The organism is Leuconostoc citreum (assembly GCF_004354555.1).
Taxonomy (GTDB): domain Bacteria; phylum Bacillota; class Bacilli; order Lactobacillales; family Lactobacillaceae; genus Leuconostoc; species Leuconostoc citreum.
Genome location: NZ_PUFH01000005.1, coordinates 142,871 through 155,754 on the forward strand (window position 1 = coordinate 142,871; position 12,884 = coordinate 155,754).

14 protein-coding genes are annotated in these 12,884 nt (G+C 40.6%); 12 read left to right on the top strand and 2 right to left on the bottom strand.

All coding sequences use genetic code 11. The features are described from left to right. From C5L21_RS05100 to pyrE, 5 genes are read left to right on the top strand one after another with little or no spacing between them, the layout of a single operon-like run. Entirely contained in the window at nucleotides 1-1,089 is a 1,089-nt protein-coding gene (locus tag C5L21_RS05100) for a carbamoyl phosphate synthase small subunit (protein ID WP_004904618.1), read from the top strand. Further along, complete coding sequence (gene carB, locus C5L21_RS05105; protein ID WP_133286134.1) at nucleotides 1,082-4,261, top strand: carbamoyl-phosphate synthase large subunit; 3,180 nt, start codon at nucleotides 1,082-1,084, stop codon at nucleotides 4,259-4,261. The genes C5L21_RS05100 and carB overlap by 8 nt, the downstream gene beginning before the upstream one ends. A 52-nt stretch (nucleotides 4,262-4,313) precedes the next feature. Continuing rightward, entirely contained in the window at nucleotides 4,314-5,234 is a 921-nt protein-coding gene (locus tag C5L21_RS05110; RefSeq protein WP_040176990.1) for a dihydroorotate dehydrogenase, read from the top strand. 40 nt (nucleotides 5,235-5,274) lie between these two features. Next, a complete protein-coding gene (pyrF, locus tag C5L21_RS05115; RefSeq protein ID WP_085699210.1) occupies nucleotides 5,275-5,973 on the top strand; it encodes an orotidine-5'-phosphate decarboxylase in 699 nt (232 codons plus the stop codon). 4 nt (nucleotides 5,974-5,977) lie between these two features. After that, a complete protein-coding gene (gene pyrE / locus C5L21_RS05120; RefSeq protein ID WP_012305265.1) occupies nucleotides 5,978-6,607 on the top strand; it encodes an orotate phosphoribosyltransferase in 630 nt (209 codons plus the stop codon). Nucleotides 6,608-6,656: 49 nt separating this feature from the next. Here the strand turns inward: pyrE and lexA are convergent, their stop codons facing one another. After that, nucleotides 6,657-7,292, bottom strand: coding sequence for a transcriptional repressor LexA (lexA, locus tag C5L21_RS05125; protein WP_004900722.1), 636 nt, complete (start codon nucleotides 7,290-7,292; stop codon nucleotides 6,657-6,659). A gap of 206 nt (nucleotides 7,293-7,498) precedes the next feature. Between lexA and C5L21_RS05130 the strand changes: the two genes are divergently transcribed. Continuing rightward, nucleotides 7,499-7,732, top strand: a complete 234-nt coding sequence (locus C5L21_RS05130; protein ID WP_004900720.1) for a YneF family protein — start codon at nucleotides 7,499-7,501, stop codon at nucleotides 7,730-7,732. Nucleotides 7,733-7,742: 10 nt separating this feature from the next. On the opposite strand, the gene C5L21_RS05135 is transcribed toward C5L21_RS05130, so the two are convergent. Further along, the gene (locus C5L21_RS05135) at nucleotides 7,743-8,378 is read right to left on the bottom strand and encodes a lysophospholipid acyltransferase family protein (RefSeq protein WP_085699209.1); all 636 of its coding nucleotides are present in this window, start codon (nucleotides 8,376-8,378) and stop codon (nucleotides 7,743-7,745) included. 58 nt (nucleotides 8,379-8,436) lie between these two features. Between C5L21_RS05135 and C5L21_RS05140 the strand changes: the two genes are divergently transcribed. From C5L21_RS05140 to frr, 6 genes are all read left to right on the top strand, one after another. Beyond that, nucleotides 8,437-9,198, top strand: coding sequence for a tRNA1(Val) (adenine(37)-N6)-methyltransferase (locus C5L21_RS05140; RefSeq protein ID WP_085699208.1), 762 nt, complete (start codon nucleotides 8,437-8,439; stop codon nucleotides 9,196-9,198). Then, on the top strand, nucleotides 9,198-9,476 hold the full coding sequence (locus C5L21_RS05145; RefSeq protein ID WP_036058372.1) for a GIY-YIG nuclease family protein: 279 nt from the start codon (nucleotides 9,198-9,200) through the stop codon (nucleotides 9,474-9,476). The genes C5L21_RS05140 and C5L21_RS05145 overlap by 1 nt, the downstream gene beginning before the upstream one ends. Nucleotides 9,477-9,621: 145 nt before the next feature. Continuing rightward, nucleotides 9,622-10,398, top strand: a complete 777-nt coding sequence (gene rpsB, locus C5L21_RS05150; protein WP_004900710.1) for a 30S ribosomal protein S2 — start codon at nucleotides 9,622-9,624, stop codon at nucleotides 10,396-10,398. 123 nt (nucleotides 10,399-10,521) lie between these two features. Next, on the top strand, nucleotides 10,522-11,397 hold the full coding sequence (gene tsf / locus C5L21_RS05155; RefSeq protein WP_004906121.1) for a translation elongation factor Ts: 876 nt from the start codon (nucleotides 10,522-10,524) through the stop codon (nucleotides 11,395-11,397). A gap of 89 nt (nucleotides 11,398-11,486) precedes the next feature. Beyond that, the gene (gene pyrH / locus C5L21_RS05160) at nucleotides 11,487-12,212 is read left to right on the top strand and encodes a UMP kinase (RefSeq protein ID WP_004900704.1); all 726 of its coding nucleotides are present in this window, start codon (nucleotides 11,487-11,489) and stop codon (nucleotides 12,210-12,212) included. Further along, on the top strand, nucleotides 12,212-12,757 hold the full coding sequence (gene frr / locus C5L21_RS05165) for a ribosome recycling factor (RefSeq protein ID WP_004906119.1): 546 nt from the start codon (nucleotides 12,212-12,214) through the stop codon (nucleotides 12,755-12,757). Before pyrH ends, frr begins: the two co-directional genes overlap by 1 nt. Nucleotides 12,758-12,884 lie beyond the last annotated feature (127 nt).

The window sequence follows — 12,884 nt, forward strand, 5'->3', positions numbered from 1 at the left end:
ATGAAAAAACGATATTTAGTACTTGAAAATGGCACGATATATACAGGTGAGGCATTTGGGGCTGATACTGAAGTTATGGCTGAAGTAGTTTTTAATACGGGAATGTCAGGATATCAGGAATCAATTACTGATTTGTCTTATCGCGGTGAAATGATAGTCTTTACCTACCCATTAATTGGTAATTACGGCGTGAATCGTGATGATTTTGAAAGCTTACGACCAGCTGCTTCAGCTATTGTTGTTCACGAAATTGCCCGTCGCCCAAGTAACTGGCGCCAAATGATGAGCTTATCAGAATGGGCTGAAAGAACGGGGATGCCTGGCATTACAGGAGTAGATACACGCGCATTAACACGCGAATTACGTGATCATGGTGTTATGAGAGCTGCGCTTGTTGATGATGTCACTGACGATGTGCTAACGAATCTACGTCATTTTCAAACTGATAAAAATATGGTTGCTAATGCCACAACCAAAACGCAATATCAAAACCCCACTGATGGGGTATCCATTGCCTTAATCGATTTTGGTCTAAAAAATTCAATTTTGCGCTCGTTAGCAAAACGTGGTGCCAATGTCATGGTTTTCCCAGCGGATGTTGATGCAGAAACCGTTTTAGCTGCTAATCCAGATGGTATTTTACTATCTAATGGACCTGGAAATCCCGAGGATGCAGCTTATGCGCTCCCAACCATCAAAAGATTACAAGAAAAATTGCCACTTATGGGAATTTGCTTAGGTCATCAGCTTTTCGCATTAGCCAATGGGGCAAAAACTTATAAAATGAAATTTGGTCATCGTGGCTTTAACCATGCTGTGCGACACTTAACTCATGAACGATTAGATTTTACTTCACAAAATCATGGGTACGCTGTTGATCGTGACAGTTTAGCGCAGACAGAATTAATTGTGACTCACGAAGAAATTAATGATAATACAGTCGAAGGTTTGTCATTGAAGAACCACCATGCTTTTTCAGTACAATTTCATCCAGATGCTGCACCGGGTCCACATGATGCAGAGTATATATTTGACGATTTCTTGACAATGATTGCCGAAACACAAAAGGAGACAACACGACATGCCTAAGCGTAAAGACATTGAAAAAGTATTAGTCATTGGTTCTGGACCAATTGTTATCGGGCAGGCTGCTGAATTTGATTATTCAGGAACGCAAGCAGCGCTCAGTTTGAAAGAAGAAGGCTACTATGTTATTTTAGTCAATTCTAATCCTGCTACCATTATGACAGATGCCGAAATTGCTGATAAAGTTTACATTGAGCCGCTTTCTATAGACTTTATTGAACGTATCTTAAGAAAAGAACGACCAGACGCAATTTTGCCAACATTAGGTGGACAAACTGGCCTGAATATGGCGAAAGATTTGTCTGAAACTGGTATTTTGGATGAGCTACGTATTGAGTTATTAGGGACAAAGTTATCCGCCATTGAGGAAGCTGAAGATCGCGAAGAATTTAAAGCTTTGATGGAACGTTTAAATGAGCCCATACCGGAATCTGTTATTGCCACAACTGTTGAAGAAGCCGTAGACTTCGCAGATACTCATGGTTATCCAGTCATCGTGCGTCCAGCTTATACACTTGGCGGTACGGGTGGTGGTATCGCCGCCACACATCAAGAATTAGTTGATATCTCAGCCAATGGCTTAGAATTGTCTCCGGTAACGCAAGTCTTGATTGAACGTTCTATAGCAGGTTATAAAGAAATTGAATTTGAGGTCATGCGAGACGCACATGATAATGCATTGGTCGTGGCTTCGATGGAGAATTTTGACCCAGTCGGTGTTCACACAGGTGATTCAATCGTCACGGCGCCAGTTCAAACGTTATCTGATCGCGAAGTACAAATGATGCGTGATGCGGCGCTTAAAATTATTCGTGCCTTGAAAATTGAAGGTGGTGTGAATATTCAAATGGCTTTGGATCCTCAGTCCTATAAATATTATATTATTGAGGTGAATCCACGTGTCTCACGTTCGTCAGCACTGGCCTCTAAAGCAACAGGTTATCCAATTGCGAAAATGGCAGCGAAAATTGCAGTGGGCCTGACGCTTGATGAAATTATTAATCCAGTAACCGGCACAACAAAAGCAGAGTTTGAACCGGCATTAGATTATGTTGTGTTCAAAATTCCACGCTGGCCATTTGACAAGTTTGCTACCGCAGATAGGCGACTTGGGACACAAATGAAAGCAACTGGTGAAGTCATGGCGATTGGGCGTAACATGGAAGAAGCTATGTTAAAAGCTGTTCGTTCACTTGAAATTGGCGTGACCGGTTTGAACGACTTAACTTTTGATGAGTTGTCAGACGAAGCGCTATTATCGGCTTTGATGCCAGCTCGTGATGACCGTTTGTTTATGATTGCGGATTTATTGCGACGGGGCGTTAGTATTGAAACGATTCATGCTAAGACGCAAATTGATGAATTTTTCTTAGATAAAGTATCTCGCGTTGTTGAAATTGAACGCGATTTATCAACCCATGTGGGAGATATCGATTATCTACTTTATGCAAAGAAAAATGGTTTTGCTGATGCGACAATTGCTGGACTTTGGGGTCAAACGGCTGCTGAGGTTCGCAAACAACGTCATGATGCTAATGTTCTGCCAGTTTATAAGATGGTCGATACGGTTGCTGCAGAATTTGAGTCCCAAACACCTTATTTTTATGCAACTTACGAACGTGAGAATGAATCTGTACGTTCAAAGAAACCATCTGTCATTGTTTTAGGTTCCGGACCAATTCGTATTGGTCAAGGTGTCGAATTTGATTATGCCACGGTTCATGCGGTGAAAGCCATTCAACGCGCTGGTTATGAAGCCATTATCATGAATTCTAACCCTGAGACTGTATCAACCGATTTTTCAATCTCAGACAAGCTTTATTTTGAACCACTGACATTAGAAGATGTTTTAAATGTTATTGACTTGGAACAACCACTTGGTGTTGTTGTCCAATTCGGTGGACAAACTGCCATTAATTTGGCGCAACCGCTTGAAGAAAATGGCGTAAACATACTTGGAACAACAGTTGATGATTTGAACCGTGCCGAGGATCGCGAGGCCTTTGACCAAGTTATCAAGACGCTTGCGTTGCCACAACCGGTTGGTAAGACGGCGACAACAGTCGATGGTGCACTGAACGCTGCACAGGCTATTGGTTATCCAGTTTTGATTCGACCATCTTATGTTTTAGGTGGCCGTGCTATGGAAATCGTGTCATCTGATGATGAGTTACAAGACTATATGCAGCGTGCTGTGAAGGTTTCTAATGACCATCCTGTATTGATTGATTCTTATCTGGTTGGACAGGAAGCGGAAGTTGATGTGTTGTCCGACGGTGAGACAGCTGTTATTCCAGGAATCATGGAACATATTGAGCGTGCTGGTGTACATTCCGGCGATTCAATGTCAGTTTATCCGCCACAGTATTTATCTCAAAAAGTACAAGATGAAATGACAGCAGCAGCGATTAATCTGGCAAAAGCCATGAACACAATTGGTTTGATGAATGTGCAATTTGTTATTCATGATAATACCGCGTATGTTATTGAAGTCAATCCACGTGCCTCACGTACAGTCCCATTCATTTCAAAAGTGACGCATCTGCCATTAGCACAATTGGCAACACGAGTGATGTTAGGGGAGAAATTAGTAGATATGGGCTTTGAAACAGGTTTGATACCTGCTGACGACATGGTCCACGTAAAAGCACCAATTTTCTCATTTACAAAGTTACCTGATGTAGATTCGTTGCTTGGCCCAGAAATGAAGTCTACAGGTGAAGTCATGGGATCTGATACGACTTTACCTAAAGCCTTATACAAAGCATTCGTTGCCTCTAATATTAAAGTGCCACAATATGGCAATGTCTTGTTTACCGTTGCTGATGCTGATAAGGCTGAAGCAATTAATTTAGCTAAGCGCTTCAATAATCTTGGTTTCGCTTTATTTGCGACATCTGGGACAGGGGCGCACTTTGCTGAACAAAGTTTACCGGTAGACATTTTAGACAAAATTGCGGAATCTGATAACAACTCTGTTGCGGCGTTACGTTCACAACGATTACAGGTGGTGATCAACACAACACAAGCCGATGATCGTGCTGAGTCCGATGGTCGCTTGATTCGTAATGCAGCCATTGAAAATGCTGTGCCATTATTTACTGCATTGGACACAGTTAGTGCCTTTTTGGATGTACTGGAAAGTCGTAGTTTCACAGTCAACGAGATGAAATAAGCTTGTGATGATCTATTGTGTGGAGTTTGAAAACAAATGAGGAGAGTTAGTGATGATGTCAGAACGCTTAGCTGTAAAATTACCTGGTTTAGACCTGAAAAATCCTATTATGAATTCATCAGGTGCAGTGTTCTTTGGACTTGAAGATAAAGGTTATGCTATTGAAGAAACTGGTGCATTGGTGACAAAAACGGTGACCATGTCAGCCAGAGCAGGTAATCCACAACCTTGGATTATCAATACACCAAGCGGTATTTTAAATTCGGTTGGTCTCGCAAATCCTGGTATTGAGGCAGTTGTTGCTGACATTTTGCCAGCTATTCATGAGAAATACAAAACCTTACCCGTGTTAGCTTCTGTAGCAGGTGAAACAGTCGGGGAATATGTAGCTTTAACAGAACGCTTAACGGCGACAAAACAAGTCACAGCTATTGAGGCGAATTTATCTTGTCCAAACGTTGACCGTGGTGGTATGGCTTTTGGTGTGACGGCGGAATCAGCTGCGGAAGTTATTCATGCTATGCGCGCTGCAACAACTTTACCCATTTATGCTAAGATGTCACCAAATGTAACTGATATTAAGCCTATTGTTAAAGCAGTTGAAACGGCTGGTGCTGACGGTATCGTATTAATCAATACGGTTGTCGGTATGAGCTTAGATTTAAATACCAGACAAGCACGACTGGCACGCGGTACTGGTGGCATGTCGGGAACATCAGTCCATCCGATTGCAGTCCGTTTTGTTTACGAGACAGCTCAAACAGTTAGTATTCCAGTAATTGGAGTTGGTGGTGTGAGTACCGTCGATGATGCGCTAGAGTTAATGATGGCTGGTGCTAGTGCTGTGCAAATTGGTACAGCTTTAGCAGGTAATCATCAAGTAATGGCAGACATTATTCGTGAGTTGCCAAGTGCTTTAGATAAGTATGGTTTTTCTAATGTTGAAGAAGTCACCAAAACTTTCAAAAAGTAGTCGTTTTATCATTTAACTCGCCGTAGCGAAAGGAATAAATATGAAGCAAGAACCAGTATTTATTGCGTTAGACTTTCCAGATGCCTTTGCTGTCAGAAAATTTTTGAAACAATTTGACAGTTTGACTAATAAGCCAGCTTTAAAAGTCGGTATGGAACTTTTCTATGCAGAAGGGCCAACATTTGTTAATGAGTTACGCCAGCAAGGGTACACAATCTTTTTGGACCTAAAGCTTTATGACATACCACATACGGTCGGTCGAGCAGTTGCAAGCATTTCAAAATTAGATATTCAATATTTAACGATTCATGCTTCAGGTGGTGCACGTATGATGGCGGCGGCAGTAGCTAATAAGCCTGATAGCATGAAGTTGCTGGCCGTGACTCAATTGACTTCTTTTTCAGAGTCGGAAATGCAAGCAACACAGTTGACACAGGCAAGTTTAGTTGATACAGTGACCCATTTAGCTGCTATGGCTTTTCAGGTGGGTGTTGACGGTACGATTAGTTCACCTGAAGAGGCCAAAGCTATTCAGGCAGTAACGAGTCAGTCATTTGTACGAATTACACCAGGTATTCGTCTGCTAGGCGATGATAATGGTGATCAAAGACGTGTTACAACACCACAAAAAGCGCGTCATCATGGCGCGACTGGCTTAGTTGTGGGTCGATCAATTACGCAAGCGGTATCACCACTAGAAGCCTACCAACGTGTTTTACAAGAATGGTGTAAGGACTAAGAATATGACAAACTATGCAGAACAAGTAGCCAATGATTTATTAGCCATTGGGGCCGTAAAATTTTCACCAGAATCACCATTTACTTGGGCCTCTGGCATTAAAAGCCCAATATATACGGATAATCGTATGACGATTGGTTTTCCAGCGGTACGCCAAAATATTTTCAAAGGTTTAGCTGAATTAATTCAATCATACTATCCTGATGCTGACATTATTGGTGGTGTTGCAACGGCCGGTATTCCTCATGCGGCTTGGGTTGCTGAAGGGTTAGATAAACCGATGATTTATGTCCGTTCCAAGCCAAAAGATCATGGTGCTGGTAGACAGACAGAAGGAGCTGAAGTAAAGGGTAAAAATGTTGTCTTGATTGATGATTTAATTTCGACGGGTGGCTCAGTTTTGGGTGCAGTTAAAGCTGTTCGCCAAGAAGGCGCCAACGTTCTTGGCGTTGTGTCGATTTTCTCTTATGAATTGCCAGCCGGCATCGCTAATTTTTCGGCGGAAAACTTAACTTTTCAGTCATTAACAACCTATTCGCAATTAGTTCATGCAGCCATTGCTCGTGGTGACTTAAATCAATCACAGTTAGCAACTTTAACTGATTGGCAAAAAAGTCCTGAAACTTGGGCATAATAAAAAAGCTGACATGGCTTTAAAGCCATGTCAGCTTTTTTATTTGTTATTAGTAAATAGCATCTCGGTATAAGCCAATAACTTTACCTAATATAGCAACTTGTTTAAGGATGATTGGCGCCATCGCATCGTTTTCTGGTTGTAAACGGAAATGATCTGCTTCGCGGAAAAAACGCTTGACTGTGGCTTCGTCATCGTCATTCATGGCAACAACAACATCACCGTTATCAGCATTATCTTGTTTTCTGACAATGACCTTGTCACCATCTAGGATACCAATGTTAATCATTGAATTACCACGAACATTCAACATAAACATATCGCCATCAAATTGCATCAAATTATCAGGAATTGGGAAAAATTCAGTAGCTTCTTCTTCTACTGCTAATATCGGTGCGCCAGCAGTTACCTGACCAAGAACTGGAATTCGACCCGGTGTTGTTGATACACCAAGTGCCTCTAATCCAGAATCAGTCACTTCAATTGCTCGAGCGCGCGGCTTTGAAGCATCCTTTAACAGATAACCCTTTTTGACCAATCTTTCAATGTGACCGTGAATGGTTGAGGATGAAGAAAGCCCCACAGCTTCACCAACTTCACGCACGGTTGGGGGATAACCATTATTTAGCTGAGCTTCGTGAATAAATCTTAAAACTTGAATTTGTTTGCTTTCCTGAATTGCCATGATGGGTTTAATCCTTACTAAACGTAGTTTAATGTAATTTCATTATAACTAAAATAAAATAATTAATCAAACGTTTGTTCGTTTTTTCGAAAAATTCGGCACATTATTGTCAGAAATTGTGCGCTATCTTTGTAAAGAACGACTTTATCAATCGCAACTTTATGCTATAATAACTCATAGACATTTTATTAAGGGGTTGTTGAACCATGAATTTAGGATTTGGAATCTTAATCTTTGTTTTAGGGCTAGTTATTGGACTTGTCATTGGTTTCTTTGTCGCGCGTAACTCAATGAAGAGTTATTTGGCAAAGAATCCACCAATTTCAGAGGAAATGATGAAGTCGATGATGATGTCAATGGGTCAAAAGCCATCACAGAAAAAGCTCAACCAAATGATGGCACAAATGAAACAACAAAGTGAACAGTCACAAAAAAAATAAGCCATTTGGCTTATTTTTTTTCACGTTTAGGGTCGATATAACGCCAGTTAGGATTAACTTCAGCATCCAATTGATCGAAAGCGGCTTGAATCTTAACGGTATATTTGGTAATGTTTTCTTTGTCTAACTTATCTTTGCGGTCAATGACAATGGGTTCACCAAAATTGATTGTCGTGTTATTACGCTTAAATAGTTGACCAAATGTTACAGGTCCTTGGTAAACGGCTGGCACAATGGCTTTGCCTGACATTTTAGCAATAACTAACGTGCCGGATTTTAAATCGTCACTATGCCGTGATCCTGACGGGAACATAATTAATGAGCGGTTACCTGATTTCAGTTCTCTAACAGGTGTTTTAATGACACTTGGACCAACATTATTGCGATCAACCGGAAAAGCGCCTGCGGATTTAATTAACCAAGCCAGTGGTTTGAATTTGAATAACTCGATTTTAGCCATGAAAATGAAAGGCTTCGGATAGGCAGCAATCGCATACCATACCGGATCCCACCAAGTACGATGTGGGCCGACTAATATATAGTTATCATCGGTCGGGATGCGATCTTTATTCATATATTTAATGCGACCGGTTACCGCCCACACGATACCAACTGCAATAATACGCAGAAAATCATAAAATTTCATTATTTATTCACCTCATAAACTATCTACCCATTTTACACGATAAAGCGAGAAAAAAACAATGATTCAACCAATTCTTAAAGAAGGCGAACGAATTGATGGTTTGCCATCACAAAAAATAAATATTATTCAAAATCCAGATATGTTTTCTTATTCTTTGGATGCAGTATTGTTAGCCCATTTTGCTGATGTGAAAGGCAAAGGGACAGGCTTGACGGTTGACCTTGGTGCTGGGACAGGGGCTGTTGGCTTATTTTACGCCCCTAAAGTTACTGGCAAGTTGGCTCTAGTCGAAATACAGCCAGAACTGGCAGACATGGCGAAACGTAGTATTGCGATGAATGAGTTGACGCAACGGGTTTCAGTCATTGAATCTGATATGAAAACTATATTTGAAGATATTCAGCCAGGTTCGGTGGAGACTGTGTTATCTAATCCGCCTTATTTTCCATTAAATGAGACAACTAAAACAAATCACGATAAGCATTACCAGTTGGCGCGACATGAACTGACAATTGATTTGCCAGGCTTAGCTCAAGTCGTGAATAAATTACTGAAAAATAACGGTAAATTTTACATGGTTCATAGACCAGATAGATTAGCGGATATTTTTGCTGCTTTTGCTAGCAGAAAATTGATGATTAAGCGTATCCAGTTTGTTTATGGTAAAGCAAATCGTGAAGCCAATATGGTTTTAATTGAAGCCATTAAATCAGGACGACCTGGTGGTGTGCGGATTATGCCGCCAATCATTGCTTATACATCGGAAAATAACTATACCAAAGCAGTATCTGATATTTTATATGGTACGTCATGGTCATGATGGCACACTACTATTTTTACGTGCTGTATACGGCAGATGGTTATTTTTACGGTGGTTTCACGAATAATCTTGCAAAACGTTTGGCGACTCATGAAGCGGGTAAGGGGGCTAAATTTACTCGGGTTAAATCACGTCACCCCCTTCAAATGATCCACTCAGAATCTTTTGATACGAAACACGAAGCACTCCACGCTGAAGCAATGTTTAAGCAACTAACGCGGCAACAAAAAGAGGCTTATTTGGTTTTAAAGGGTGTTTCAGAAGATATATGGCATTAAGTACTTGCATTTAGGGTAGCTATTACGTATAATTATTTATGTTGTGAATAGCGACAAATACACACGGCAAACGAGTTCATGTAGGTGCAGCAATGTCATTATGAATGTCGAATTTGTCGGCGGAAAAAACCTAGGAGGCCATATCATGGCAGTTATTTCAATGAAAGAACTCCTCGAAGCAGGAGTACACTTCGGTCACCAAACACGTCGTTGGGACCCAAAGATGGATGAGTATATCTTTACAGAACGTAATGGTATTCACATCATCGATTTGCAAAAGACAGTTAAGTTAGTTGATGAAGCATATAACTTTATGCGTAATGCATCAACTGATGGTGCTAACTTCTTGTTTGTTGGTACAAAGAAGCAAGCTTCAGATGCAATTGCTGAAGAAGCTGCACGTGCTGGTCAATACTTCATCAACCACCGTTGGTTGGGTGGTACTTTGACTAACTGGAACACAATCAAGACACGTATCCAACGTTTGAAGGATTTGGAAGCAATGGCCGAAGATGGCACATTCGAACAATTACCTAAAAAAGAAGTTGTCTTGTTGAACAAGCAACGCGAAAAGTTGAACAAGTTCTTGGGTGGTATCAAGGATATGCCTGGTTTGCCAGATGTATTGTTTGTTGTTGATCCTAAGAAAGAAGAGATTGCCGTTAAGGAAGCCAACATGTTAAACATTCCAGTTGTGGCTATGATTGACACTAACGCTAATCCTGAAGTTGTTGACGTTAAGATTCCTGCTAACGATGATGCTATCCGTGCCGTTCGCTTGATTACTGCTAAGATGGCTGATGCCATTATCGAAGGTCGTCAAGGTCAAGATTCAGCACCTGAAGACGCTTTTGTTGCTGGTGACGAAAACACAGAATCAATCGAAGAAATTGCTAACATCGTTGAAGAAGGCAATAACTAATAATTAAATGACATTTGCCGTTCCTGCGGACCTGTATGGGACGCACACGGCATTTTTTATTTCATCGAAACCAAATAAAACCATGATATAATAATCATATAAATATTTTAGAGGAGCATTACAATGGCAATTACTGCTGCACAAGTAAAAGAATTACGCGATAAGACATCTGTTGGTATGATGGATGCCAAGAAAGCTTTGGTTGAAGCTGATGGTGATTTGGAAAAGGCAATCGACCTACTCCGCGAAAAGGGTATGGCAAAAGCTGCCAAGAAGGGTGACCGTGTTGCAGCTGAAGGTATGACTTTTGTTGCTGTCAAGGGCAACAAAGCAGCAATTATTGAATTAAACTCAGAAACAGACTTCGTTGCTGGAAACGCTGAATTTAATGATTTGTTAAAGGCGGTTGCTAATACAGTCGTTGAAATGGCACCTGCTGATGTTGAAGCTGCTTTAGCATTAGAAGTTGAAGCTGGCCAAACATTGAATGATAAAATCATTGGTACATCACAAATTACTGGTGAAAAGATCACATTGCGTCGTTTTGCTGTTGTTGAAAAGACTGATTCAGAAAACTTTGGTGCATACTCTCACTTAGCTGGTTCAATTTCAGCGTTAGTTGTTGTTGATGGTGCTTCCGAAGAAGCAGCTAAGGACATTGCTATGCATATTGCTGCTATTGCACCACAATATGTTTCTGATGCTGAAGTGCCTGCTGACGTTATTGAACGCGAAAAAGCAGTGCAATTAGCTTCAGAAGACCTTGCCGGTAAGCCAGATAACATTAAAGAAAAGATGGTTGAAGGACGCATCAAAAAGTTCTTGGCCGAAATCACATTGTTAGACCAAGCATTTGTTAAAAATAGCGATCAGACTGTTGCTGAGTTTATTGCATCACAAAATGGTTCTGTGAAGTCATTTGTACGTTACCAAGTAGGTGAAGGTATCGAAAAGAAAGTAACTGATTTAGCTGAAGAAGTTGCTAAGCAATTAGGTTAATTTTGTTAAAAAGTGCGTTATTTTATGATGACGCACTTTTTTTGCGGAATATTTTGGTATAATTGATGAGATGGAAAATGAGGTGAATCATGACGGATATTAAATACAAACGTGTTTTGATGAAACTTTCAGGCGAGGCTTTGGCTGGTGATAAGGGTCAGGGTATTGATTTGGATACAGTTTCTGAAATTGCGCAAGATTTGAAAGAAGTACACGAATTAGGGACACAAATTGCAATTGTCGTCGGTGGTGGTAATTTATGGCGTGGTGAACCAGCTGCAAAAGTTGGCATGGAACGTTCACGTGCTGATTATACAGGTATGCTTGGGACAACAATGAACGCTTTAGTTTTGCAAGATGCCTTAGAACGTGCTGGTGTTGACACACGTGTTCAAACAGCGATTACAATGCAACAAATTGCTGAGCCTTATATTCGTGGTCGTGCGATTCGTCACTTGGAAAAGGGTCGTATTGTTATTTTTGCTGCAGGAACAGGATCACCCTACTTCTCAACAGACACGACAGCTGCTTTGCGTGCCAATGAAATCAATGCAGATGCTATTTTGATGGGTAAAAATGGCGTTGATGGCATCTATGATTCGGATCCAAATAAGAACAAGAATGCCGTGAAGTTTGAAGAATTAACACACTTAGATATTTTGAAAAAAGGCTTAAAAGTAATGGATGCGACTGCGAGTTCATTATCAATGGATAATAATATGCCATTGGTTGTCTTCAACTTAAACACACCAGGAAATTTGAAGCGAGCCGTACTAGGCGAAAATATTGGGACAACAGTTACAGGAGAAAAATAATGGCTTTTGATTTAACAGATGCAAAGTCACGTATGCAAGGCGCGCAAGATGCTCTGCAGCGTGAATTAACAAGTATTCGTACAGGACGTGCGAATCCACATATTTTAGACCGAATTGAAGTTGAATATTATGGTGCGATGACACCCTTGAATCAAGTAGCATCAATTTCAGTGCCTGAAGCACGTGTGTTATTAATCACACCCTTTGATAAGACGGCTCTAGAAGAAATTATTCGTGCAATTAATATGTCTGATTTAGGCTTAAATCCTTCTTCTGACGGCAATATTGTGCGTCTGATGATTCCACAAATGACGGAAGAGGGTCGTAAAGACCTTGCAAAGCAAGTTAAGGCCGAAGCAGAAAAAGCAAAGGTCTCTGTTCGTAATGTCCGTCGCGATGCAATGGATTCAGTCAAAAAAGATAAAGAAATGCCTGAAGATGATGTCCGTAAGGCGGAAAATGATATTCAAAAGTTAACAGATAATAATATTAAAGCAATTGATGATATCGCATCAGAAAAAGAAAAAGAACTGTTAACTATTTAAGTAAAAAAGCCATGTAGGCTTTTTTTACTACTATGCAAACCAAAATGGAAATATCCTGGCAAAGTCTTCTTTAATGTTGAAATGTGACAATAGATAGTAGACAAGCGCTTGACGTTTTTCTAGTGGC

What these genes read in the sequence shown, in the direction of transcription:
- lexA (WP_004900722.1), bottom strand. Translation starts at nt 7,292, where the DNA reads ATGGCAATTCAGGAAAGCAAACAAATTCAAGTTTTAAGATTTATTCAC.
- pyrE (WP_012305265.1), top strand. Translation starts at nt 5,978, where the DNA reads ATGACAAACTATGCAGAACAAGTAGCCAATGATTTATTAGCCATTGGG.
- C5L21_RS05140 (WP_085699208.1), top strand. Translation starts at nt 8,437, where the DNA reads ATGATTCAACCAATTCTTAAAGAAGGCGAACGAATTGATGGTTTGCCA.
- C5L21_RS05110 (WP_040176990.1), top strand. Translation starts at nt 4,314, where the DNA reads ATGATGTCAGAACGCTTAGCTGTAAAATTACCTGGTTTAGACCTGAAA.
- pyrH (WP_004900704.1), top strand. Translation starts at nt 11,487, where the DNA reads ATGACGGATATTAAATACAAACGTGTTTTGATGAAACTTTCAGGCGAG.
- pyrF (WP_085699210.1), top strand. Translation starts at nt 5,275, where the DNA reads ATGAAGCAAGAACCAGTATTTATTGCGTTAGACTTTCCAGATGCCTTT.
- frr (WP_004906119.1), top strand. Translation starts at nt 12,212, where the DNA reads ATGGCTTTTGATTTAACAGATGCAAAGTCACGTATGCAAGGCGCGCAA.
- C5L21_RS05130 (WP_004900720.1), top strand. Translation starts at nt 7,499, where the DNA reads ATGAATTTAGGATTTGGAATCTTAATCTTTGTTTTAGGGCTAGTTATT.
- tsf (WP_004906121.1), top strand. Translation starts at nt 10,522, where the DNA reads ATGGCAATTACTGCTGCACAAGTAAAAGAATTACGCGATAAGACATCT.
- carB (WP_133286134.1), top strand. Translation starts at nt 1,082, where the DNA reads ATGCCTAAGCGTAAAGACATTGAAAAAGTATTAGTCATTGGTTCTGGA.
- C5L21_RS05135 (WP_085699209.1), bottom strand. Translation starts at nt 8,378, where the DNA reads ATGAAATTTTATGATTTTCTGCGTATTATTGCAGTTGGTATCGTGTGG.
- C5L21_RS05145 (WP_036058372.1), top strand. Translation starts at nt 9,198, where the DNA reads ATGGCACACTACTATTTTTACGTGCTGTATACGGCAGATGGTTATTTT.
- C5L21_RS05100 (WP_004904618.1), top strand. Translation starts at nt 1, where the DNA reads ATGAAAAAACGATATTTAGTACTTGAAAATGGCACGATATATACAGGT.
- rpsB (WP_004900710.1), top strand. Translation starts at nt 9,622, where the DNA reads ATGGCAGTTATTTCAATGAAAGAACTCCTCGAAGCAGGAGTACACTTC.